The sequence below is a fragment of the Mesorhizobium sp. M0062 genome (assembly GCF_040323125.1).
In the GTDB taxonomy this organism is placed as follows: domain Bacteria; phylum Pseudomonadota; class Alphaproteobacteria; order Rhizobiales; family Rhizobiaceae; genus Mesorhizobium.
Genome location: NZ_JAMYUO010000016.1, coordinates 80997 through 102381, shown reverse-complemented (window position 1 = coordinate 102381; position 21385 = coordinate 80997). Strand labels below are relative to the sequence as shown.

Here is a 21385-nt window from a genome sequence, read left to right as displayed (position 1 = left end):
CCGTTCACAGTCGGACCAAGACTCCGCCCTATGGGTCGATATCGCAATGCAACAAATCTAACGCAGTGCAACATTGGAGGAGGCGACGCCGCTGATCTCCCCCCTTGAGGGGGAGATGGCCGGCAGGCCAGAGGGGGTCGGTTCGACCGGACTCGGCCCAATCCTGCAAGTGAAGGCAGGCGCTCCACGCGCGGCGACCCCCTCTGTCGCCTTCGGCGACATCTCCCCCTCGATGGGGGAGATTAGGTCCCCGCCTCCTTCGCCAAATCTCCGACATCCGGGGTCGGCCCTTGCGTTGCCCCCGTCACACGCATCGGCTATCCAACCGGCAGCCATGCAATTCAAACGGAGCCTCCCATGACCAACACCACCATTTTCAAATTCGGCGCTGTCGAGCATGCCGAGGGCGGCGACTTACCGGGCTGGATCGTTGTCGCGGGCCGGCCGACCATGCAGACCGCCGTGCAGCACACCACCGCCGACGGCAAGGTGCTGTCGGGCACCTGGCGGGCCTCGCCCGGCACTTATCACGCCACCTACACCGACTATGAGTTCGTGCACATGATCGCCGGCCGCATCATCATCACGCCCGATGGCGGCACGCCTGTCGAGGTCGGTCCGGGCGATGCGTTCGTGGTCGAAGCCGATTTCAAGGGCACCTGGCAGATCCTCGAGCCGGTAACCAAGCACTTCGTCGTCAAGCTTGCTTGATCGACGTCGCCAGGGTCGCCTGATCGGCTCGTCGTCAGGCTTGCTTGATCGACGTCGTCAGGCTTGCCTGATCGGTGCCGATACACCTCGGCCGGCGCGGTTCATCGCCAGCGTCCCCCTCGCCCAGCAGGGGAGGGGGACGTAGCGAAGCGAATATCGGTTAAGAGGGCGTCACCTCGTTCGCTTCGAACCGATGCGGATCGAAAAGCTGAGACGATGGCGTTCTGCGGAGCCTGGTCGAGAGAACGCAGGCCAGGACTGCTGCCGGGTCGCCGGCGCGTCAGCCAAGAGCGAGCGGCGCACTTCGAGAGTGCATGCCGCCCGTCCGGCGCCGGGCCGTCAATGCTGTTGTTACGAAACCCCCCAGCCCCGTCTCAACCGCCACGGCCATGGCGTGACCCATGGCTTGCTATACGCATGCAGCACCGCGGTCTGTCAACGCCGCCCGCAATGGCCGCGGGAGGTCCCTTTTGCGCCTCCCGACCAGCTTTCCAGCCGGCCTCGCGCAAGCCATTCGCCGCTGCAAAATGCGCTTGAAATGGCGGTTTTCCGGGTGTTCCGGCCGCTCCGGAGCGGACCTTTGGCGCGACAGAGGTCGCGATCTAGGCGATTGGATGAATTTGTCTTTCGCGGCTGAAACGTTTCAGGAGCCGGATTGTAGACCTGACTTTTTTTGGGTGTATTTCCCTCACGTCAGTTTTGCACCCCAGCCGGCCCGATCGACCTGCCGGAGGGCAAGCCTCAGGGGCCGGCGTCGGCGCTCTGAGTCTCTCGGACCGACGGGCGCCGGACCATGCCGCTGACGACATAGGCCGCCGCGCCCAGCGCCGTGATCCAGAAGCTCGTCGGCCAGTCGGTCAGGAAGGCTAGCGTCAAGCTGATCCAGGCGATGATCACGGCAAGCGCGATGGACGTCAGCACGCCGGCTCCGACGCCGCTGGTAAGCCTGAGCGCGGTGGCTGCAGGCGCCACCATCAGCGCGAAGACGAGCAGCACGCCGACGATCTGCACCGCCTCGGACGTGGCGACGGCGACCAGCACCATGAACAGGGTCGAGACAAGAGTGAGGGGCACGCCGCGCGCTTCGGCGAGTTCCGGCTGCAGGCTGGCGAACAGCAGCGGCCGCGCGATCAGCAAAAGCGCGACAAGGATCGCCACCGCCAGCACCGCAAGCACGATAACGGTGCGCTGGCTGATGCCCAGCACATTGCCGAACAGCACGTTGGTCGCCTGCGAGGCGAAGGCGGTGTAGAAATGCAGGAACAGCAAGCCCAGGCCGAGCGACAGCGTCAAAACGATGCCGATGGCGACGTCGCGATGCGCGCGTTCGCCGAGCAGGCCGATGCCGATGCCGGCGGCGACGGTAAACACGGTGAGGCCGAGAAACGGCGACAGCCCGATCAGGCCGGCGCCGGTGGCGCCCGGAAAGCCGACATGGGAGAGCGCATGACCGGCGAAGGTCTGGCCCCGAAGCACGAGGAAATAGCCGACCGCGCCCGAAACGATGCCGACGATGGTGCAGGCATAGAAGGCGTTGCGCATGAATTCATAGTCAAAGATCGTGGACATGCGCCCCGCTCTCCAGTTCGACATCGTCGGCCATGACGAAGATGCGGCCGGCGACGCGCACCACATTGATATGCGTGCCATAGAGTTTCGACAGCACCGGACCGCTGATGACCTCGTCGACGGAGCCGATCGCCGCCTTGCGGTTGCCGAGATAGAGCACGCGGTCGACGGCGCGCAGCAGCGGGTTGATCTCGTGCGAGCAGAACAGCACGGCAATGCCGAGCCGCTCGCCGATCTGATGCACCAGGTCGATGATCGCGCGCTGATGGCCTGCATCGAGGCTGATCAGCGGCTCGTCTAGCAGCAGCAGTTGCGGATTGCCGATCAAGGATTGCGCGATCAGGATGCGCTGGCGCTCGCCACCGGAAAGCTCGCCCAGCGGCCGCCGCGCAAGGTCGCCGGCGCCCACCTCTTCAAGAGCCTTCCACGCCGCCTCCTTCTCGGCAGCCGATGCGACGGGCCAGCCCCAGCGATGCCCGCCGGCGGCACTCAGCACGAAGTCGAGGCCGCTGACGCCGACATCGCCAAGCGCGCGCCGCGCCTGCGGCATATAGCCGATGTCGGCGTTGCCGCGCGTCGGCGATTTGCCAAGCACCGAAATGGCGCCGCCGGCCGGTTTGATCAGGCCGAGAATGGCGCGCAGCATCGTCGTCTTGCCGGCGCCATTGGCGCCGAGCAGGCCGACAAAGGCGCCTTGCGGTAGAGAAAAGGAGACGTCGGATAAAACCCGGCGTCCCCCATAGGTCAGCGTGACCCTGTCGAATTCGATTGCGTTCATTTAGTCACATTCATTCGCAGTCACGTTCATTGTGTGCGGGCGGCGAGCGCCTTCTGGACCGCGTCGATCTGGCCGCGGAACCAGGTCTGGATCGTCTGGCCCGCCGGTTCCGTCTCGGTGACGTCGATGACAGTGACCTTATTCTGCCTGGCGATGTCGAGCAGCCTTGTCGTTGCCTCGTCGGTCACCTGCGAATTGTAGAACAAGATCTTGGCCGAGCCGTCCTTCAGGCTGTTTTCGAACGCCGCCACCTGCGTGGCGCTCGGCTCCGCATCGTTCATCAAAGCCACCTGGAAATCGTAGTTCAGCATTTTCAGGCCGAGCGCTTCCGCCATGTAGCCGAAGACCGGCTCGGTAGCCGTCACCTCGGTGCCGCCATAGGTGTTCTTGACGTCGGCGATTTCCTTGTCAATGGCCTCGAGCGAGGTCTGGAATGCCTTGAGATTGGCCTCGTAATGCGCTGCATTGGCCGGATCGCGTTTGGCAAGATCGGCGCTCAGCGCCTTGGCGATGGCCGGCAGCGTCGCCGGGTCGTACCACAGATGCGGGTTGTCGCCCGACTTCTTGCCGATCAGGTCGGCGGCGACGATGGTCGTGCGATCCTTGGCTGTCGAGGCCGACAGCAGCTTGTCCATCCACGGATCGTAGTCGGCGCCGTTGTAGATGACGATCTTGGCGTCGGCGATGGTGCGCGCCGTCGACGGGCTGGTCTCGAACAGATGCGGATCGTCATCGGGATTGGCCAGGATGCTGGTGACGGCGACGTTGCTGCCGCCGATCTGGCGGGCAAGGTCGCCATAGAAATTCTCGGCCGCCACGATGGTCAGCTTGTCTTCGGCGCGGGCAGCCGTGCCGGTCAAAAGCGGCACCGCGACGAGCAGCGCGGCGAGAAAGGGAATGCGACGCATCCGTGGTCTCCTTGCAGTCTGAAAGGTATGTCGCCGGAGAGGCGGGCTGTGTAACTGTATAACAGTAACAATATAACGTTTGCTTCGAAAATACGGTTGATGTCAATGGGCTTTTCGAGCCGCGCAGTTTTTCACGCGCACAAAAGCGTGAGCGGCCTGCGCCGATCAGGCGGAGCCACTCATGGCGGTCTTCCTGATGAATTCGCGGCGGGTAAGTTCCTTGCTTGTTGCAGTCAGTTTTGCGGACGCCTTCCCTCCCACGCGTCCTGCAACAGGGCGCGGATTGCGGCGCGGTCGAAAGGCCGCGGATTCCAGTATGGGTTCCTGGTCGCAATCTCAGCGGCGCGGTCGAGATCGGCCTGCATGAGGCCGAGTTCTTTCAATGTAAGGGGCGCGCCGACCGCCTTGGCGAAATCCTGGAGACCGCTACCGGCGCTGCTGCCAAACAAGTCGGCGACCGGCTTCAACAAGTCGGGCACCGCGGCGGCGTTGAAGCCGATCGTGTGCGGCAACATCACCGCATGCGTCTCGGCATGCGGCATGTCGAAAGAGCCGCCGAGCGTGTGACAGATCTTGTGATGCAGCGCCATGCCGACGGCGCCGAGCACCGTACCGCACAGCCAGGCGCCGTAAAGCGCATCGCCGCGTGCATCGATGTTTCCAGGCTCCTTGGTCAACACCGGCAGCGCAGTCTTCATGGCGCGCAATCCTTCTTTCGCCATCAGGGTGGAAATCGGATTGCGATCCTGCGCGTAAAGCGCTTCGGCCGAGTGCGCCATGGCGTTGAGTCCTGACGCGACGCTCATCGCTATCGGCAGGCCGACGGTCAGCTCTGGATCGTAGATCACCACTTCCGGCAGGATCCTTGCGTCACGCATTGTGGTTTTTTCGCCGTTCTCGGTCTGACCGAGGATCGGCGTCACCTCCGAGCCGGCATAGGTGGTCGGGATGACGATCTGCGGCAGGTCGGTGCGCCAGGCGATCGCCTTGCCGAGACCGGTGGTCGAGCCGCCGCCAAGCGCGACAACGCAGTCAGCGTTGACCTCGGTCGCCTTGGCCATTGCCGTTTGGGTTACCTCGACCGGCGTGTGCATGGCGGCGCCCGAAAAGGTGCCGGCCGCCAGCGCGCCGAGGGATTCGGCAAGCGCCTCGCCGTCGGCAGCCCGATGCGGCGTCGACAGCACCAGCGCGCGATTGCAGCCGAGTTTTTCGATCCAGGTGCCCACCTCGGACGACGCGCCATTGCCGAAGACAATATGCGCAGGGCTGCCGGAGTAGGTGAACGTCCTTGTCATGCCGATCCGCTCCCTTTGCATATTATCACTGTGACGGAGCCGAAATCGAGCGGCCAGCTCTCGCTGCCGACGACATCGTTTGCGTCGTCACCGTCTCGCAAGCGGGCCCTGATCTCTCCCGCGTACTCGCAAACGTATCGCCTTGACCACAAAAACGTCAAAAAAGTATCAGTGAGGTGGACACACCGTGGTGGCGGCTGCATGAATTGCCGCCTAAGCTTCGATCACTGCAGAGAGCGGCAAACGCGGCCTGCGGGAGATGGCACTGCAACTGGTCGCATGACCGGACCGGCGCCGGGAGGAACTGACATGAATCCGGACTTGGAAGTCGTCCAGATCAGACGCGGCGAGTCGTTCAAGGCCTGGGCCCACGGCTACCCCTTCCACACGGTGCGCTGGCACTTCCACCCCGAATACGAAATCCATCACGTCGTCGCCACCACGGGCCATTATTTCGTCGGTGACTTCATCGGCGAGTTCGAGCCCGGCAACCTCGTGCTCACCGGCCCGAACCTGCCGCACAACTGGGTCAGCGACGTGCCGGCAGGCGCCAGCGTGCCGCTGCGCGGCCGCGTCGTGCAGTTCTCGCAAGAGTTCATTGCCGACGCCACCGCCGCGTTGCCGGAACTTGCCGGTTGTGAAAACATTCTCGAGCTCAGCCGCCGCGGCGCGCTGTTCTCCACCGCTACCGCCAAGCTCGCCGCACCTGTGCTGGCCGAACTGGTCGAAGCGCAAGGCGTTCGCCGCATCGCTTTGTTCATGGAACTGATCGATATTCTGAGCCGCGCCGCCGATGTGCGGACGCTCACCAGCGCCAGCTATCTGCCGGATCCCTCAGGCTTCATGTCGGCCGGCGTCAACAAGGCGCTTGCCTATATCAACGCCAACCTGACCGAGCCGTTCAGCGAAAGCGATCTGGCGGCGATCGCCGGCCGCAGCCCGAGCGCGTTTTCGCGCAGCTTCCGCCGCCATACCGGCATGGCGCTGGTGCAGTATGTCAACCGGCTGCGCATCAACCTTGCCTGCCAGTTGCTGATGAGCGAGGCCGACATGCCGATCACCGAGATCTGCTATGCCGCCGGCTACAACAACATCTCGAATTTCAACCGCCAGTTCCTGACCCAGAAAGGCATGTCGCCTTCGCGCTTCAGGGCCCTGCTGGCGGAAAACGTCAGCGCGGAGATTGCCGCCTAACAGGGAGGACCGGGAGGAGCCTAGACATTTACTGAGGTAAGAACGCGGGGTGCGTTGGAGGCGCTCCGTGCTGGAGATCGCTTGTCCCGAAATCCAGAGATATCTAGAGGATGCGCAGCACGGATCAAGTGCTCCGTTGTTCCTCGCAACAGCCCGACTGCAGTCAAGGCCCGGTGCCATATGGTGTCCAGGGCTTCATGAAACCATTCCTTGAAACGGAGCTATCGAAATGACCAGATTTGCCTGGAAATCGACGGGAGCCATCGCGCTCACTCTTTCTCTTCTTGGCGGCACCGCTGCCTTTGCTGCCCCGGTTACCGACGCCACGGTCGCCTTCTTGATGCCCGACCAAGCCTCGACGCGCTACGAGCAGCACGACTATCCCGGCTTCGTCGCCGAGATGAAAAAACTCTGCCCCGGCTGCAAGGTGATCTACCAGAACGCCGATGCCGACGCCTCGCGCCAGCAGCAGCAGTTCAACTCGGTGATCTCGCAAGGCGCCAAGGCGATCGTGCTCGACCCTGTCGACTCGACCGCCGCCGCCTCGCTGGTCAAGCTGGCGCAGAGCCAGGGCGTCAAGGTCATCGCCTATGATCGCCCGATCCCGACTGCACCTGCCGACTTCTACGTCTCGTTCAACAATGAAGGCATCGGCAAGGCCATTGCCGACTCGCTCGTCGAACACCTCAAGGCGCTGAAGGTCGACCCCGCCAGCGGCGGCCTGCTGCAGATCAACGGATCGCCGACCGACGCGGCCGCCGGGCTGATCAAGAAGGGCATCCATTCCAGCCTCGACAACAGCGGCTACAAGATCCTTGCCGAATACGACACGCCGGAATGGGCGCCGCCGAAGGCGCAGCAATGGGCAAGCGGCCAGATCACCCGCTTCTCCACGCAGATCGTCGGAGTCGTTGCGGCCAATGACGGCACCGGTGGTGGCGCCATCGCCGCCTTCAAGGCCGCCGGTGTCGATCCGGTGCCGCCGGTGACCGGCAACGACGCGACGATCGCCGCACTGCAGCTGATCATCGCCGGCGATCAGTACAACACCATCTCCAAGCCGAGCGAGATCGTTGCGGCGGCTGCCGCCAACGTCGCCGTCCAGCTTCTGTCGGGCGAGACGCCGAAGGCCGAAATGACCCTTTACGACACCCCATCGCAGCTGTTCACGCCGGCGGTGGTGACGCAGGAAAACCTCAAGGCCGAGATCATCGACAAGAAGATCAACACCGCCGAAGAGCTCTGCGTCGACCGCTATGCCGAAGGCTGCAAGAAGCTCGGCATCACAAAGTGACAATGCAGGTCGCCCAAAATCGCGCAGCGGTTTTGGGATAAGACATGCATAAAAGGATGACCTAGAATCCTGATCCTGCTTTCCGGCCGCCCTTGCGGCGGCCGGAAGTTCGCAGTCACTCTTGACCGCCCATCCGGAAAGGTTTGCCACCATGTCTGACATCTCTGACGGACCGGTTTCGGCAGGCGAGCTGGTGCTCAGCCTGCGCGGCATCTCGAAGAATTTCGGCGCCGTTTCGGCGCTCACCGATATCGATCTCGATGTCCATGCCGGCGAGGTGGTGGCGCTGGTCGGCGACAATGGCGCCGGCAAGTCGACGCTGGTCAAGATTCTGGCCGGCGTCCACCAGCCGAGCTCGGGCACCATCAATTTCCGCGGCAGGCAAGTGACGATGCCCGACCCGAGCGCCGCGCTGACGCTCGGCATCGCCACCGTCTTCCAGGATCTCGCACTGTGCGAAAACCTCGACGTCGTCGCCAACATCTTTCTAGGCAAGGAGATCAACCCGCTGCGGCTGGACGAGGTGGCGATGGAAATTCGCGCCTGGACGCTGCTCAACGAATTGTCGGCGCGTATTCCAAGCGTCCGCGAGGCGGTCGCCTCGCTGTCCGGCGGCCAGCGCCAGACCGTGGCGATCGCCCGCTCGCTGCTGCTCGACCCCAAGGTCATCCTGCTCGACGAGCCGACCGCCGCTCTTGGCGTCGCCCAGACGGCGGAAGTGCTGAACCTCATCGACCGGGTGCGCGAGCGTGGGCTCGGCGTGCTGATGATCAGTCACAATATGGAGGACGTGCGCGCCGTCGCCGACCGCATCGTCGTGCTCAGGCTCGGCCGCAACAACGGCGTCTTCGAACCCGACGCCTCGAACCAGGAACTGGTCAGCGCCATCACCGGCGCCGCCAACAATGCAGTGTCGCGCCGCGCCGAACGGCGCAAGGCCGCCGAACAAGCGCACAACCAGGAGCAGCGGCCATGAGCGCGGAGCCCAAGCAGGACACCTCTTCGTCGACGGCGCTCGACCGCAGCGACGTCCGCGTCAAGCACCAGGCCGGCGTCGGTGGCGCCATCAGCGCCTTCTTCGACCGCGTCCGCTCCGGCGACCTCGGCTCGTTGCCGGTCATCGTCGGCCTGGTCATCATCTGGAGCGTGTTCACCGCGCTCAACCCGGTGTTCGTTTCGTCAAGCAACCTCGTTAATCTGTTGTTCGACTGCTCGACCGTCGGCGTCATCGCGCTCGGCATAGTCTTCGTGCTGATGGTCGGCGAGATCGACCTGTCGGTCGGCTCGATCAGCGGCTTTGCCTCGGCCATGGTGGGCACGCTGTGGGTCAACCAGGGCTGGCCGGTGGCGCTCGCCATCCTCGCCGCGATTGCCGTCGGCGGTTTCATCGGCGCGCTCTATGCCTTGCTGTTCAACCGGCTCGGCATGCCGAGTTTCGTCTCGACGCTGGCCGGCTTGCTCGCCGTGCTGGGCCTGCAGCTGTATATTCTGGGCTCCACCGGCTCGATCAATCTGCCCTATGGCTCGAACCTGGTGAATTTCGGCCAGTTGCTGGTCATGCCGGACTGGCTGTCCTATGCACTGGCGGCATTGCCCGGCATCGTCATGCTGATCACCGGCCTGCGCACCGTCAGCCGCCGCCGGGCCGTCAATTTGTCGGCGCCGTCTGTCGGCGGCCTCATCGTGCGCGTCGCCGCCCTGACCATCCTGCTAGAACTGATCGTCGGTTATCTCAACCAGGCGCGCGGCATACCGTGGATGTTCGGCCTGTTCGTCGGCCTGGTGGTGGCGATGAACTATGCGCTGACCCGCACCCAATGGGGCCGCTCGATGACCGCCGTCGGCGGCAACCGCGAAGCGGCGCGCCGGGCCGGCATCAAGGTGCGCTCGATCTACCTCAGCGCCTTCGTCATGTGCTCGATGTTTGCCGCCCTCGGCGGCGTCCTGTCGGCGGCGCGGCTGGCCTCCGCCAGCCAGCAGGCCGGCACCGGCGACGTCAACCTCAACGCCATTGCGGCGGCGGTCATAGGCGGCACCAGCCTGTTTGGCGGCCGTGGCAGCGCCTATTCCGCGCTGCTCGGCATCATCGTCATCCAGTCGATCGCCAGCGGGCTGACCTTGCTCGATCTGTCATCGTCGCTTCGCTACATGATCACCGGCGCCGTTCTGGCAATTGCGGTCATCGTCGACTCCCTGGCACGCCGCTCGCGGGTTTCCCACGGCCGAGCCTGAACCAACAGAGAATACGAGGATAGAAGAATGGCTCAGGATTTGAGTGGAAAAGTCGCGGCGATCACCGGCGCCGCGTCGGGCATAGGCCTGGAATGCGCGAGAGCGCTGATTGCCGCCGGCGTTCGCGTTGTGCTCGTCGATCGCGCCGAAGACGCGCTGAAAAGCGTCTGCACCGAACTCGGTCCCAACGCGATCCCGCTGGTGATCGATCTGATGAAGCCGGCCAGCGTCGCGACGATGATGCCGCAAATCCTGGACAAGGCAGGCCAGCTCGATATCTTCCACGCCAATGCCGGCGCCTATGTCGGCGGCCCGGTGCTCGAAGGCGACCCGGATGCCTGGGACCGCATGCTGAACCTCAACATCAATGCGGTCTTTCGTTCCATCCACGCCGTGCTGCCGCATATGGTCGAACGCAAGACCGGCGACATCATCGTCACGTCTTCGATCGCCGGACTGGTGCCCGTGGTCTGGGAGCCGATCTACACAGCGTCGAAACACGCCGTGCAGGCCTTCGTCCATACGGTGCGCCGCCAGGTCGCCCCGCACGGCCTGCGCGTCGGCGCGGTGCAGCCGGGGCCGGTGGTGACAGCGCTGATCAGCGATTGGCCGAAGGACAAGCTCGAGGATGAACTGGCCAAGGGCGGCCTGATTCAGCCGGTCGAGGTCGCCGAAGCCGTGCTGTTCATGCTGACGCGGCCAAGGAACGTCACCATCAGGGATCTGGTGATCCTGCCGCAGAGCAATGATTTGTGAGGCAGTAGGCGTTAGGCCTTAGGCGTTAGGCAGCAGGGAATGGGGAGAGGCTCTTGCAACTGACCATTCACTGCCGACCATCTCGCCTACTGCCTACTGCCTAACTTCTGAGGTTTCCCATGTCCCACTTCCTCGGCATCGACGTCGGCACTGGCAGTGCCAGGGCGGGGGTGTTCGACAGCAAGGGCACCATGCTTGCCTCGGCGAAGCGCGACATCGCTCTGTTCATCGAGCCCGGCGAAATCGCCGAACAGTCGAGCGAGGACATCTGGCGCGCGGTTTGCGCCAGCGTGCGCGAGGCGGTGACGGAGTCGGGGCTTGCCGGGCGCGACATTGCCGGCATTGGCTTCGACGCCACCTGTTCGCTGGTCGTGGTCGGCCAGGATGGCGCGCCGTTGCCGGCCGGCAGTTCCGGCGACAGCCAGCGCAACATCATCGTCTGGATGGATCACCGCGCGCTCGACCAGGCGCAGCGCATCAATGCCGGCAAGCACGCCGTGCTCGACTATGTCGGCGGCACCATCTCGCCGGAAATGGAAACGCCGAAGCTGCTGTGGCTGCGCGAGAACCTGCCCGCCACCTTCGATGCGGCCGAGCATTTCTTCGACCTGACGGACTATCTGACCTGGCGCTCAACCGGCAGCCTGGCGCGCTCGATCTGCACGCTGACCTGCAAATGGACCTATCTCGGTCATGAGCGGCGCTGGGACGACGCCTATTTCCGTGCCGTCGGCCTCGGCGCGCTCGCCGATGAAGGCTTTGCCCGCATCGGCACCGAAATCGTCGAAGGCGGCACGGCACTTGCCCAAGGCCTGACTGAGGCCGCCGCGGCCGATCTCGGCCTGCTGCCGGGAACGCCGGTTGCTGCCGGACTGATCGATGCCCATGCCGGGGGAGTCGGCACGGTTGGCGGGCAGGGCTCCGTCGGCACCTTGCAGTCGCGCATGGCCTATGTGTTCGGCACTTCGGCCTGCACCATGGCCAGCACCAGCGAGCCGGCCTTCGTGCCCGGCGTCTGGGGTCCGTATTTTTCCTCGATGGTGCCGGGGCTTTGGCTCAATGAAGGCGGGCAATCGGCGGCGGGTGCTGCAATCGACCACCTCGTCGCTTTCCATCCGGCCACGGCTGAGGCATCCGCAAAAGCCAAGGCGGAAGGTCTCGGCCTGACCGCTTGGCTTGGTCAGCAGGCGGCGAAACAGTCCGCCGACCTGTCCGCAGTAGCGCACCTGGCCGATGGACTGCATGTCGTGCCGGAATTCCTCGGCAACCGCTCGCCCTTCGCCGATCCCGAGTCCAAGGCCCTGATCGCCGGGCTTGGCATGGACACGTCCCTCGACAGTCTGGTCGCGCTCTATGTCGCCGGCCTGCTGGGCATCGGCTACGGCGTTCGCCAGATCCTGGCGGCGATGGCCAAAAAAGGCATTGCCATCGACACTATCGTCGTCAGCGGCGGTGCGGCGCAAAGCGAGCTGGTACGTCAGCTTTTGGCCGACACCACAGGCCTGACCGTCGCCGGTTCGACCTCGCCCGAACCGGTGCTGCTCGGCTCAGCCATATTGGCTGCGGTGGTGGCGCAAAAATTTCCCGATGTGATCGCGGCGATGACCGGCATGTCGCGCATCGGCGACATCTATCGCCCGGCCGGTGGCGACCTCGTGCCCTGGCACGACAAGCGCTTCGCCGCCTTCGAATTGCTGCAGCAGGCAGGCCGCGCCATCCGCGATTGAACGGCTTAGCTCACGTCCAGAAATAGCGGACGATGTGGAAGAACACCGGTGCGGCGAAGACCAGGCTGTCGGCGCGGTCCATCATGCCGCCGTGACCCTCGATCAGGTGACCCCAGTCCTTGACGCCCTGGTCGCGCTTGATCGCCGACGCCACCAGCCCGCCGAGGAACCCCATCAGGCAGGCGATGAAGGCGACGCCTGCCGCCGCGAGCGGCGAGAACGGCGTCAGGAACGACAGCAGCGCGCCGAGCAGGCTCGATGACACCAGCCCGCCGATCAGCCCTTCCCAAGTCTTTGATGGCGAAACGGACGGCGACAAAAAATGCCGGCCGAACAGCTTGCCGAAAATGTATTGCAGCACGTCGCTGCCTTGCACGGTGATGATCAGGAAGGCGATGAGCAGGAGGTTGCGGCCCTCGAAACCGGGCACGTTGAGCGTCAGCAGCGCCGGCACATGGCTGACGCAGTAGACCGAGATCATGACCGCCCATTGCTGCGCGGACACGCGCTCGAGGAAGCGCTCGGTGTCGCCGTTGAGCGCGGTGATCGCCGGCATCAAGAGGAAGCAGTAGACGGGGATGAAGATGGTGAACAGCCCGTACCAGGCGGTCCACACCAGCCAGTACTGGAAGGGAATGATGATGCCGAACATGCCGAGCAGCACCCAGTGGTCGCTGCGCCGGCTGTGCGTCAGCGTCACGAACTCGCGCAGCGCGGCAAACGAGATCAGCGCAAACAGGATGGTCATGCCGGTGCGGCCGAAGAAGAAGGCGACGGTGATCGCCAGCACCATCACCCACCAGGCGTTGATGCGCTGGTTCAAGTTGACGAGCGTCGAGGGCAGCGGCTTCGGCGCCCGCCATGAGAGGATACCGGCAACGATGCTCGCCATGGTGAGCACGCAGATCAGGCCGGCCAGCAGGATGACGGTTTCATGCATTGGCGGCAGTGTCATACGAAGTCTCTTTGCCTGGTCATGCTAGTGGTCCCGATCGGGACGCGGGTTGAGCGACAGCAGCGTCTGGCGCGCGCGCTCGAGGAAGGTGCGGCGTTCTTCGCCGGGCGCGATCGCCACCGGCGGACCAAAGACGACGCGGCACAAAAGCGGCACCGGTAGGAACTGGCCCTTGGGCAGCACGCGCGACATGTTCTCGATCCAGCACGGGATGAGTTCGACATCCGGCCGCGCCATCGACAGATTGTAGAGGCCGGAGCGGAACGGCAGCAGATCCGCCTCCGTCGTGTTGCGAGTGCCTTCGGGAAACAGGATCAGCGAGTGGCCGTCGTCGAGCACCGACAGCATGATCGAGATCGGGTGTTGCGTTTCGTCGGTCCACTGCCGGTGGATGAGCACGGACGACAGCATGTCCTGCGCGATGAAGCGGCGCAGCCGCGACTTGCCCCAATATTCGGCCGCCGCGATCGCATGGGTGCGGGCGCGCACCTTCTCGCTCAGACAAGCCGACAGCAGGATGAAATCACCATGGCTGGCATGGTTGGCGAAGTAGATGCGCTGCCGCTCCGACGGCTGGCTGCCGTTCCAGATTGGTCTGACGCCGGTTACCACCCAGGCCGCCGCCGACAGGCCGACCGACGTCACCGTCTGCAGCAAGGTGAAGGTGTTGGCGCGCAGGTGAAGTTTTGTCATGGCTCAAACAAATGCTGCGAAAAGGGATGCCGCAGCAAACATGGCGAGCGCCATGCGCTGCCTTGTCAGCAGGCGGCGCGTGCCTGCCATGCGATGGTCGAGCGAGCGGCCGCCGGCAGTGGTGGATTTCAGGCGCATGCGCGCCAGCACATCGTCGACCGCGGCACCCCCGGCGGCCTCGCTGGCGTGGCTTGCCATCAGCCGGAACAGCAGCGCATCGAACAAAAGCAAGGCCGAAAGAGCCAGCGTGGCCACGGCGCTCGCCGCCGTGACCAGCCAGGCCGCCGCGGACAGCGCTGTCGTCTGCGGCCCGGCCACCAGGCCGATGACCGGCGCTGCCATCACAGCCGCCACCACGAGCAGGATCGGCCACACCGCCTGCACCATCAGTCCGGCGGCGAATATTTCGGCGTTCTCGGGAAAATTCTCGCCACTCATGCCGGCCAACTCATGTCGGTTCTTCCAGCCCGATCTGAAGATGCACGGGCCGGCTCAATGCGGCGAGTTTCCTGCGCGCCTGCGCGGCAGTGTGCGAGCGTCCGGTCACAACCAGCCAGTCGGCGACGACGGCTGCACTGCGCTGGAAGCCGAGCGCGCAGCAGACCAGGACGGTGCCGCGCCGGCGCGCCAGCTCGATCGCCGCCACCGCTCGCTCCAGCCTGTCGTGAGGCGGCGCCACGAGGTCGAGCATCGCGTAGCTGATCCAGCGGCAGGTCACGCCGCGCGGCCGTTCCATCTCGCCGGCAAGGTCGATCACTGTGCCGAAGCGGTTGGCCTCGTCGGCACTCGGAAACCGGCCGAGGAAAACACCGTCGGTGATCTCCGCTTGCGGCGCCAGTTGGCGGGTCCATACCCACACATTGATCCGGGCGCCAAGCCGGTAGGGCAGGAGCAGGATACGGTTGGCCAGTGAGACGCTACCATCGGCTGCCTTCTGGAACACTTTGGCGCCGGCCCCAGCATAGCCGAAGGCGACGATGGCCAGCGCCAATGCCGGCCACAACAGGATGAGAAAATCGGCGGAGACCAACGCGCCCTCGGCAGCGCCGGCCAGGGCAAGGGCCGCCCCCAGCCCGTAATAACCCGCCAGCCGCCGCGCCCTTGGGTCGGCGGTCAACCGAAAACCCCAGAATGGCAGCTCGCCCTTGGACGGAAACAGCCACAGCGCAAACAGGCCGAGCAGGGCGCCGGTCGGAATGTCGATGAAATGATGCTGCCAGGTCGTCAGCACCGAGGCGCCGATGAGAAAACACCAGACGTGCCAGACCGGGCGGAGAATGCCGCCGAGACGGTGACGTGCCAGAACGTGACGCCAATGGTCCCAGATGATCACCAGGAGTGCGATGTGCAGGGATGGCGCCTGGTTGAACGGCTTGTCGAAACCACCGAGCACTGCAAACAGGAAACCCGGCAGGCCGGTGGTTTCCGGCCGCACGAATGTCGCCGTCAGCGGGAACGCGATGAAGCAGGCGACGGCAATGATCTGCGCCGAGAGATAACGGCCGGCGAGCCGGTTGACACCGCGCCTGGTCGTGTTGAGCAGCAGCGATAGGCCGTAGAACAGATTGATCGACCAATAGGGCACGATCGTCCAGGCGACGAAAGGGATGGCGTGTTCCCAGGCAAACATGATGCTGCCGACATGGTCGCGCCGCGACGCCAGCCAGTTGGCAAAGCCATAGGTCGAATAGAAGAACGGCGCCAGCAGCGCCAGCCAAAGGGCGGCCCTCAGCACGATGCCCAAATAGGGTTCCCGCGCCGGGGCAGGGTCAGTGACAGGCAGGGCCATGGTCTCAGACGCGCCGTGCGACCGAGACGGTGAAGATGCCCCATTGGTCGATGCGCTGGTCGATCTTTTCGAAACCGGCAGCCGTCACCAACTGGTCCATCTCGCCCTGCGTGCGCCGCCGCATCACCCAGGCCTGGCCGCCGCGATGCGAGGTCAGGCTGCGCGCGATCATCTCCAGCTGCGGATGCCATGGCTGGTTGGTGTAGACGAGCAGGCTGCCGGACTGCATGGCGCTGGCCAGCCCGCCGAGCGAGCGGGAAATCATCGTGTTGTCGGCGAACAATTCGTAAAGCCCGGAGACGATGGCGAGGTCCGGCGCCGGCTTTTGCCCGGCCAGCATGTCGGCATCGAAGGCGTCGGCCTGGTGGAAGCTGACGCTGGTCGGCAGACGCCGCTCGGCGATCAGCTTCGAACCCAACCCGACATTGAGCTCGGAATAATCCTGCAGCCGCACGCTTGCTGGTGGTTCAGTGCATTTGGCGACGGCATCGAGCACATAGCGGCCGTGACCGGCGGCGATGTCGAGCATGTGGACGGGACGGCCGGCTGCCTTCAGGCTGGCGGCGGCGTTGCCGATCAGCTCTTCCAGATGCAGCTTGCGCTGGCGGATGCCGCGCCAGCCGATGGCGTCGAGGAAGGTGCGGTCGATCATGCGGCCGATGAAGCCGATGCCGCGCGCGTCGTTCTCGTAGACATAGTCGAGCGTCGAGCCGGAATCGAAGCCGGTGGCGATGCCAATCTTCATGCCCGAAGACAGCCAGGCGCCGATGCCGATCGAGGCGCGGCTTATCGCCCAGTAGATACCCTTTGGCGACAGCAGCGCCAGCGGCGAGGCCAGCCTCTCGGCCTCGTCGCGGGTGTAGCCGGCGCGGTCGGCCTGAAGCAAGTCGATGGTTTTCTCCGGCGTGGCAAATTGCTTTTCGAGGAATGGCCGGATCAGGTCCAGCGCCTGCTTGCGATCGCGCTCGCCCAGCGTGTCGTGGAAGAAGCCGGGCAGCACATGCCGCTCCTTGGCGCTGCTGCCGAGATTGACGAAGAACTCGTGCTGCGGTCCATGCCGCACCACCCAATCGCTGCCGGAGATCAAGAGCTGCGTCGGCACGGTGATGGCGCGCGCGTCCGAGACGATGCGGGCAGCGTGGTCGTAAAGCTCGACCAGGATGTTGGAGGCGATCGGTCGCGTGATCAGCGGATCGGCGTCGAAGGAAGCGATGCGCTCGGCATCATGCGTCAGGAACTTCGCCTTGACGTAGGAATTGACGAAGAAGCGGCCCTTGAGCTTCTGCCACAGCGCAATGCCCTCTTTGGCGAAGGGCACGTAGAGCTTGACCGAAAAGGCCGGTGAAGCCACCACCAGCGCGCGGATGTCGGGCGCATAGTCATGCACCCAGGCAGCAGCCAGCACGGCGCCGAACGACTGCGCGATCAGCGCGATGTCGCGCTGGCCAAAACCATCCCGGCCGATCTCACGCACCAGGCAGTCGATGTCACGAACCAGGGCGGCAAAGGATGGCGCATAGCCGCGCTCGCCGGCCGAGCGGCCATTGCCGCGCACGTCCCAGGCGTAGAAGGCATGGTCGGGCATGGCGAGTTCGTCGACCAGATGCGCCATGCGGCCGCCATGCTCGTGGCCGCGATGGAACAGAAGGATCGCACCCTTTGGCGTCGCCCCGGCGGCCGGCCAGTAGCGGTAGAAGATCTCGGTGCCGTCATGGCTCTTGAACGTGCGCTCCAGCGCGATGCGCTCGAGGCTTGCCGGTGCTCCGGCTGCAATGGTCTGGTGGATCATGGTTTCCCTCTGGCGGTCGGGCGCCTGACGCTTTGGCATCATGCGCCGCCCGCTCTAAGGCCGCCGCGTATCCGGTTGATGGCGGTTACGACTGACAGTGTAGCCATGACCGGAAACACAAAGGGCACAATCGCTTGGAACCACAGGCCGCAGGCGATGAGGAAGGCGATGACGCCGAGCGCCAGGGCCCGGTCGCTCTTGCCGAACGGCCCGGCATAGTTGCGCCCGCTGCCTGCGGCAACGCCAAGCACGCCGGCGAACTCGACCAGCATGGCGGTAATAGCGAAGGCGACGACACCCCAGGCCGGGAACAAGGTGGCAAAGGCCAGGATCAGCGCTAGGTCCGAGACGACGTCGCAGAGTTCGTTGAGATACATGCCGAGTTTTGATGCTTGTCCATGTTCCCTGGCCAGCATCCCGTCAATGGCGTTGAGCGCCATGCGCACAAACAGCACCACCGGCATCAACAGGAACACCAGGGGACGGAAGGCAAAGGCAGTGACCACCAGGCCTGTGGCGATGGACAGTGCTGCGGCGAGAAGCGTGATCTGGTTGGCGGTGACGCCGGCATCGGCCAGCCGGTCGGCCAACGGCCGCAGCCTGGCCTGAAAGGCCGGTTTCAGTTGATAAAGCGTTGGCATGTGCGATCCCCCAACCGCGGCTCATGACAGTGTCGGCCAGATTGGTCAATCGGCAGGCAGGGCGCAAGGGCTCGCACCAGCATCCGCACCGTTGCGGGACTCGAAACTCCCGGCATGGATGCAGAGGCGCAGCCGAAGATCTCGGCCAAGCAGGATGTTGCGCGCTACAAACCGCCTCGCAAATGATAACTTTACAAATACTCGTATTTATGTGAAGTAAATCACTGAAAGGTCGATCATGACAAACAGTCGCTTCGCCACCCGCCTGAATTCCTTCGCCTCGCGGCCGCAAGCCGAATGGCCTGATCTCACCGGCAAGCCGTCCATGCTGCAGATGGCCACTCGCGCGGCCAAGGTCGACGGGTTGACCGATCTTGATCTTAATTTCCCCGATCATGTCAGTGAAAAGCCGGCTGAAATCGCCCGAAAGCTCGGCGATTTCGGGCTTTCCATCAATGGCTTTGCCATGCGTTACTACTCCAATCCGGCCTTCAAGCTCGGCGCCTTCACCAATCCGGACCCGGCGGTGCGCCGCGAAGCCATCGACTTGACCAAGGCCGGTATCGATGCGGTGCGCGCGGCCGGCGCCAGTCTGATGACGCTGTGGCTGGGCCAGGATGGCTTCGACTATGCATTTCAAACTGACTATGCGACGCTCTGGCAGCACGAAATCGAGGGGATTCGTGAAGTTGCCGCGCATGATCCCGGCTGCCAGATCAGCCTGGAGTACAAGCCTAACGAACCGCGCTCCTACTCGCTGATGCCGGATGCGGCGACCACCTTGCTGGCGATCCGCGAGGTCGGCCTACCCAATCTCGGCGTGACGCTCGATTTCGCCCATGTGCTCTATGCCGACGAACAGCCGGCCTTCGCCGCGGCGCTGATCGCTCGCCACAGCAAGCTGCTCGGCGTCCATCTCAACGATGGCTATGCCAAGCGCGACGACGGCCTGATGGTCGGCGCGGTGCACACGCTGCAGACCATCGAACTGCTGTGCCAGATCCGTCGCGACGGCTACGCCGGCGCCATCTACTTCGACACTTTCCCCGACATGACCGGGCTCGATCCGGTGCGCGAATGCGAAGTCAACATCGCCACCGTCAAGCGCCTGCTGCGCGTTGTCGACCGGCTGGAGAAGGATAACCGCCTGTCCGCCGCGATGGCCAGCCAGGACGCCGTGACGTCGCAGGCTATCGTCCAGGAAGCCATGCTCGGGCCGGAGACGAGGGGACGTGGATCACGTTGAGCAATCTCGATCTGAAAGCCGTGGGGCCGCGCATCCGCATGATGATGCCGCATCTCACCCCGCTTGAGGCCAAGGTGGTGGAAACCGTCTTCGGCCGGCGCGGTTTCGACGAGACCATTCCGCTCAAGCAGATCGCCGAGGAGGCCGGCGTGTCGGAGGCGATGGTGGTCAAGATCGCCAAGAAACTCGGCTTCTCCGGCTACCGCGACTTCCGCACCGCCGTCTATGAATACAGCCGCCTCCCGACCGCCGAGATGCACCAGGAACTGTCGGTCGACGACAGCTCGGCCGAGATCGTGCAGAAAGTGTTCCGCACCTCGATCCAGGCGCTGGAGGAGACGCTCGCGATCCTCGACATGGACGATTTCGACCGTGCCGCCGATCTGCTCTACCGCGCCAGGAACCGCGATTTCTATGGCGTCGGCGGCTCCGCCCAGATCGCCCGCGATGTCTCGCACAAATTCCTGCGCATCGGCATCCGCGCGTCTGTCTATGACGACTCGCACATGATGCTGATGTCGGCCTCGCTCCTCGGCGCCGACGACATCGCCGTCGGCTTCTCGCATTCCGGCAACACGTCGGCCGTCATCGACGCCATCCATCTAGCCCGCAAGAGCGGCGCCCGCACGCTGGCCATCACCAACTACGACAACTCGCCGCTGGCCCAGATTGCCGACATCGTGCTGTGCTCGACCGCGCAAGGCTCGCCGCTGATGGGCGAAAACGCGGCGGCGCGCATCGCGCAGCTCAACATCCTCGACGCTTTGTTCGTGGCGGTGGCGCAGCGCGACTATCAGGCGGCGGAGCGCAATCTCGGCCGCACCATGTCGGCCGTCACCTCGAAACGAAAAGACCGGGGCACATGACGGTTCCGCTGGTCACCGTCTTCGGCAGCCTGCACTACGACATCATGGTCGACGCGCCCGACCGTCCACGCAAGGGCGAGACGGTGACCGGCCATGCCTGGCAGCCGAAATGCGGTGGCAAGGGCGGCAACCAGGCGGTCTCGGCGGCACGCGCCGGCGTGCGTGCGGCGATGATCGGCGCCGTCGGCGACGACGATTTCGGCACGGCGCTGCTGGCCAATCTAGATCGCGCCGGCGTCGATCGCCGCTTCGTGCGCGTGGCGGCAGGCGCAGGCTCCGGCATGAGCGTGGCGATCTTCGACAGCGATGGCGACTATGGTGCGGTGATCGTCTCCGGCAGCAATCTCACGCTGGACGATGATGACGTCGTGGCAGCAAGGGAGGTGGTGGTACAGACGGCAGTGCTGTTGCTGCAAAACGAAGTGCCCGACGCCGCAAACATCGCTGCCGCGCGCGCGGTGAAGGCATCCGGCGGCCGCGTCGTGCTCAACGCCGCACCGGCGCGAACACTGTCGGCCGAATTGACCGCGCTGATAGACATCGTCATCGTCAACGCCATCGAAGCGGAATTTTTGGCCGGCGTTCCGGTCGTCGATACGCTCGCCGGCGCAACCGAAGCCGCGCGGCGGCTGATCGATACCTACCCCTCGGCGATCGTCACCGCCGGCGGCGAAGGCGTCGCCTATTGCGACCGGATCGGCGCGGCCTTCGCGCTGGCGGCCATTCCGGTAAAAGTCGTCAGCACCCATGGCGCCGGCGACGAATTCGTCGGCGCCTTCGCGGCAGGCCTCGCCCGTGGCCATCCGATGGAAGCGGCGATCGCCACGGCCAATGCCGCCGCCGCCTCGCTGGTGGCGACACCGGAGGGAAAGCGCAGCTCGCGTTGAAAACTCAGGCCGCATATTGCCGCCTCCAAACCCGTGCCCCCGTCGATGAGCGAAA

The 21385-nt window shown here is 64.5% G+C and carries 20 protein-coding genes; 10 read left to right on the top strand and 10 right to left on the bottom strand.

Features of this window, described 5'->3' with window-relative positions:
* Positions 1-357 precede the first annotated feature (357 nt).
* Positions 358-711, top strand: a complete 354-nt coding sequence (locus tag NKJ64_RS19585; RefSeq protein WP_023688994.1) for a cupin domain-containing protein — start codon at positions 358-360, stop codon at positions 709-711.
* Between the two features lie 741 nt (positions 712-1452).
* On the opposite strand, the gene NKJ64_RS19580 is transcribed toward NKJ64_RS19585, so the two are convergent.
* The 4 genes from NKJ64_RS19580 to NKJ64_RS19565 form a co-directional block, all read right to left on the bottom strand.
* Positions 1453-2280, bottom strand: coding sequence for a metal ABC transporter permease (locus NKJ64_RS19580; protein ID WP_198022198.1), 828 nt, complete (start codon positions 2278-2280; stop codon positions 1453-1455).
* A complete protein-coding gene (locus NKJ64_RS19575; protein WP_023754637.1) occupies positions 2264-3058 on the bottom strand; it encodes a metal ABC transporter ATP-binding protein in 795 nt (264 codons plus the stop codon). Before NKJ64_RS19575 ends, NKJ64_RS19580 begins: the two co-directional genes overlap by 17 nt.
* 26 nt (positions 3059-3084) lie before the next feature.
* Positions 3085-3966, bottom strand: a complete 882-nt coding sequence (locus NKJ64_RS19570) for a metal ABC transporter solute-binding protein, Zn/Mn family (protein WP_352463174.1) — start codon at positions 3964-3966, stop codon at positions 3085-3087.
* Positions 3967-4199: 233 nt separating this feature from the next.
* Positions 4200-5261, bottom strand: a complete 1062-nt coding sequence (locus NKJ64_RS19565; RefSeq protein WP_352463173.1) for a maleylacetate reductase — start codon at positions 5259-5261, stop codon at positions 4200-4202.
* 309 nt (positions 5262-5570) lie between these two features.
* Between NKJ64_RS19565 and NKJ64_RS19560 the strand changes: the two genes are divergently transcribed.
* The 6 genes from NKJ64_RS19560 (at position 5571) to NKJ64_RS19535 (ending at position 12464) form a co-directional block, all read left to right on the top strand.
* Entirely contained in the window at positions 5571-6455 is an 885-nt protein-coding gene (locus tag NKJ64_RS19560) for an AraC family transcriptional regulator (RefSeq protein ID WP_023702911.1), read from the top strand.
* 229 nt (positions 6456-6684) lie between these two features.
* Positions 6685-7749: an ABC transporter substrate-binding protein gene (locus NKJ64_RS19555; protein ID WP_023672498.1), complete on the top strand. Its 1065-nt coding sequence runs from the start codon at positions 6685-6687 to the stop codon at positions 7747-7749.
* 151 nt (positions 7750-7900) lie between these two features.
* Entirely contained in the window at positions 7901-8725 is an 825-nt protein-coding gene (locus tag NKJ64_RS19550) for an ATP-binding cassette domain-containing protein (RefSeq protein WP_023688990.1), read from the top strand.
* A complete protein-coding gene (locus NKJ64_RS19545) occupies positions 8722-9981 on the top strand; it encodes a sugar ABC transporter permease (RefSeq protein ID WP_023688989.1) in 1260 nt (419 codons plus the stop codon). Before NKJ64_RS19550 ends, NKJ64_RS19545 begins: the two co-directional genes overlap by 4 nt.
* Before the next feature lie 27 nt (positions 9982-10008).
* Positions 10009-10737 carry an SDR family oxidoreductase gene (locus NKJ64_RS19540; RefSeq protein WP_023688988.1) on the top strand — a complete coding sequence of 243 codons (729 nt, stop codon included), beginning with the start codon at positions 10009-10011 and terminating at the stop codon, positions 10735-10737.
* 119 nt (positions 10738-10856) lie between these two features.
* Positions 10857-12464 (top strand): FGGY-family carbohydrate kinase, encoded by a 1608-nt coding sequence (locus NKJ64_RS19535; RefSeq protein ID WP_352463172.1) that lies wholly within the window; start codon positions 10857-10859, stop codon positions 12462-12464.
* A 10-nt stretch (positions 12465-12474) separates the two neighbouring features.
* On the opposite strand, the gene NKJ64_RS19530 is transcribed toward NKJ64_RS19535, so the two are convergent.
* Genes NKJ64_RS19530 through NKJ64_RS19505 form a run of 6 tightly spaced genes read right to left on the bottom strand, consistent with a single transcriptional unit; the run spans position 12475 to position 18331 of the window.
* Positions 12475-13404 (bottom strand): phosphatidate cytidylyltransferase, encoded by a 930-nt coding sequence (locus NKJ64_RS19530; RefSeq protein WP_031201228.1) that lies wholly within the window; start codon positions 13402-13404, stop codon positions 12475-12477.
* A gap of 39 nt (positions 13405-13443) precedes the next feature.
* Entirely contained in the window at positions 13444-14112 is a 669-nt protein-coding gene (locus NKJ64_RS19525) for a lysophospholipid acyltransferase family protein (protein WP_023672504.1), read from the bottom strand.
* A 3-nt stretch (positions 14113-14115) separates the two neighbouring features.
* A complete protein-coding gene (locus NKJ64_RS19520) occupies positions 14116-14550 on the bottom strand; it encodes a hypothetical protein (protein ID WP_023688985.1) in 435 nt (144 codons plus the stop codon).
* Between the two features lie 10 nt (positions 14551-14560).
* The gene (locus tag NKJ64_RS19515) at positions 14561-15901 is read right to left on the bottom strand and encodes a phosphatase PAP2/dual specificity phosphatase family protein (RefSeq protein WP_023695494.1); all 1341 of its coding nucleotides are present in this window, start codon (positions 15899-15901) and stop codon (positions 14561-14563) included.
* Positions 15902-15905: 4 nt separating this feature from the next.
* On the bottom strand, positions 15906-17687 hold the full coding sequence (locus NKJ64_RS19510) for a bifunctional alpha/beta hydrolase/class I SAM-dependent methyltransferase (RefSeq protein ID WP_502902879.1): 1782 nt from the start codon (positions 17685-17687) through the stop codon (positions 15906-15908).
* A 41-nt stretch (positions 17688-17728) separates the two neighbouring features.
* Positions 17729-18331: a CDP-alcohol phosphatidyltransferase family protein gene (locus NKJ64_RS19505; protein ID WP_023688982.1), complete on the bottom strand. Its 603-nt coding sequence runs from the start codon at positions 18329-18331 to the stop codon at positions 17729-17731.
* Positions 18332-18569: 238 nt separating this feature from the next.
* Here NKJ64_RS19505 and NKJ64_RS19500 point away from each other — a divergent pair, with 238 nt between their 5' ends.
* The 3 genes from NKJ64_RS19500 to NKJ64_RS19490 are packed head-to-tail and all read left to right on the top strand — an operon-like array spanning position 18570 to position 21330.
* The gene (locus tag NKJ64_RS19500; protein ID WP_352463170.1) at positions 18570-19577 is read left to right on the top strand and encodes a TIM barrel protein; all 1008 of its coding nucleotides are present in this window, start codon (positions 18570-18572) and stop codon (positions 19575-19577) included.
* The gene (locus tag NKJ64_RS19495; protein ID WP_023672510.1) at positions 19568-20443 is read left to right on the top strand and encodes a MurR/RpiR family transcriptional regulator; all 876 of its coding nucleotides are present in this window, start codon (positions 19568-19570) and stop codon (positions 20441-20443) included. Before NKJ64_RS19500 ends, NKJ64_RS19495 begins: the two co-directional genes overlap by 10 nt.
* On the top strand, positions 20440-21330 hold the full coding sequence (locus NKJ64_RS19490; RefSeq protein WP_023814860.1) for a ribokinase: 891 nt from the start codon (positions 20440-20442) through the stop codon (positions 21328-21330). Before NKJ64_RS19495 ends, NKJ64_RS19490 begins: the two co-directional genes overlap by 4 nt.
* Positions 21331-21385 lie beyond the last annotated feature (55 nt).

Bases quoted from the DNA above. Each gene is read 5' to 3' on its own strand.
- NKJ64_RS19525 (WP_023672504.1), bottom strand. From the start codon at position 14,112: ATGACAAAACTTCACCTGCGCGCCAACACCTTCACCTTGCTGCAGACG.
- NKJ64_RS19500 (WP_352463170.1), top strand. From the start codon at position 18,570: ATGACAAACAGTCGCTTCGCCACCCGCCTGAATTCCTTCGCCTCGCGG.
- NKJ64_RS19570 (WP_352463174.1), bottom strand. From the start codon at position 3,966: ATGCGTCGCATTCCCTTTCTCGCCGCGCTGCTCGTCGCGGTGCCGCTT.
- NKJ64_RS19535 (WP_352463172.1), top strand. From the start codon at position 10,857: ATGTCCCACTTCCTCGGCATCGACGTCGGCACTGGCAGTGCCAGGGCG.
- NKJ64_RS19575 (WP_023754637.1), bottom strand. From the start codon at position 3,058: ATGAACGCAATCGAATTCGACAGGGTCACGCTGACCTATGGGGGACGC.
- NKJ64_RS19490 (WP_023814860.1), top strand. From the start codon at position 20,440: ATGACGGTTCCGCTGGTCACCGTCTTCGGCAGCCTGCACTACGACATC.
- NKJ64_RS19555 (WP_023672498.1), top strand. From the start codon at position 6,685: ATGACCAGATTTGCCTGGAAATCGACGGGAGCCATCGCGCTCACTCTT.
- NKJ64_RS19550 (WP_023688990.1), top strand. From the start codon at position 7,901: ATGTCTGACATCTCTGACGGACCGGTTTCGGCAGGCGAGCTGGTGCTC.
- NKJ64_RS19585 (WP_023688994.1), top strand. From the start codon at position 358: ATGACCAACACCACCATTTTCAAATTCGGCGCTGTCGAGCATGCCGAG.
- NKJ64_RS19545 (WP_023688989.1), top strand. From the start codon at position 8,722: ATGAGCGCGGAGCCCAAGCAGGACACCTCTTCGTCGACGGCGCTCGAC.
- NKJ64_RS19565 (WP_352463173.1), bottom strand. From the start codon at position 5,261: ATGACAAGGACGTTCACCTACTCCGGCAGCCCTGCGCATATTGTCTTC.
- NKJ64_RS19530 (WP_031201228.1), bottom strand. From the start codon at position 13,404: ATGCATGAAACCGTCATCCTGCTGGCCGGCCTGATCTGCGTGCTCACC.
- NKJ64_RS19505 (WP_023688982.1), bottom strand. From the start codon at position 18,331: ATGCCAACGCTTTATCAACTGAAACCGGCCTTTCAGGCCAGGCTGCGG.
- NKJ64_RS19520 (WP_023688985.1), bottom strand. From the start codon at position 14,550: ATGAGTGGCGAGAATTTTCCCGAGAACGCCGAAATATTCGCCGCCGGA.
- NKJ64_RS19540 (WP_023688988.1), top strand. From the start codon at position 10,009: ATGGCTCAGGATTTGAGTGGAAAAGTCGCGGCGATCACCGGCGCCGCG.
- NKJ64_RS19580 (WP_198022198.1), bottom strand. From the start codon at position 2,280: ATGTCCACGATCTTTGACTATGAATTCATGCGCAACGCCTTCTATGCC.
- NKJ64_RS19560 (WP_023702911.1), top strand. From the start codon at position 5,571: ATGAATCCGGACTTGGAAGTCGTCCAGATCAGACGCGGCGAGTCGTTC.
- NKJ64_RS19515 (WP_023695494.1), bottom strand. From the start codon at position 15,901: ATGGCCCTGCCTGTCACTGACCCTGCCCCGGCGCGGGAACCCTATTTG.